Source organism: Sutterella massiliensis, assembly GCF_016899755.1.
In the GTDB taxonomy this organism is placed as follows: domain Bacteria; phylum Pseudomonadota; class Gammaproteobacteria; order Burkholderiales; family Burkholderiaceae_F; genus Sutterella; species Sutterella massiliensis.
The window spans coordinates 1-596 of the sequence record NZ_JACJJC010000220.1 but is presented as its reverse complement, the minus strand read 5'-3'; the positions used below and the strand labels follow the sequence as shown (position 1 = coordinate 596).

The window sequence follows — 596 nt, the reverse complement described above, 5'->3', positions numbered from 1 at the left end:
ATCTTGCTGTGAACGGTACGGCGATCATCAACGGCGCCAACGCTAACCTGAACGCAGACTGGACGTTCAGCGGCAGCGTGACGATCGGCGACGAGCTCTCTCTCGGCCACGGTGCCGTCGAACTCGCCGGTATGACGACGCTCACGATTGCGGGGAGCGAAGCGAACGGCACGATCGGCAATGCGATCTCGGGCGGCGAGCTCACCAACATCTACGTGACTTCGGGCGCCAAAGTCTCCTTTGAGAACGCCGATATTCTGTCCGGACCCAACTTCACGGGCAATATCGCCGTTTGGAGCGGTGCGTCTGCCGGCTTCGCGATCGAAAGCGGCGCCACGGTCAGCAACCGTCTTACCATCGGCGGCACCGGCAAGGTCAGCTTCGAATCGACTTCGGGCGGCACGCTCGCCTTTGAAGACGCCAACATTTACGGCACGCTCGTACTCAACAACGTCACGTTCGACCTTGACGCGCACGGCGACGCCTTCAATCGCGGCTCGAGCCTTGTTGCCAACGCCGGCACGCGGATCGATGTCTCCGACGCCGTTTCGGGCGCCGTCTCTAACATCACGCTCAACAGCGGCAGCACGGTGGCC

Annotated in this window: 1 protein-coding gene; it reads left to right on the top strand. The window is 62.2% G+C overall.

Going from position 1 to position 596, the window contains the following annotated elements:
* Positions 1–596 (top strand): hypothetical protein (locus H6A60_RS12260; protein ID WP_205105030.1); only part of this gene is annotated, 596 nt, incomplete at both ends.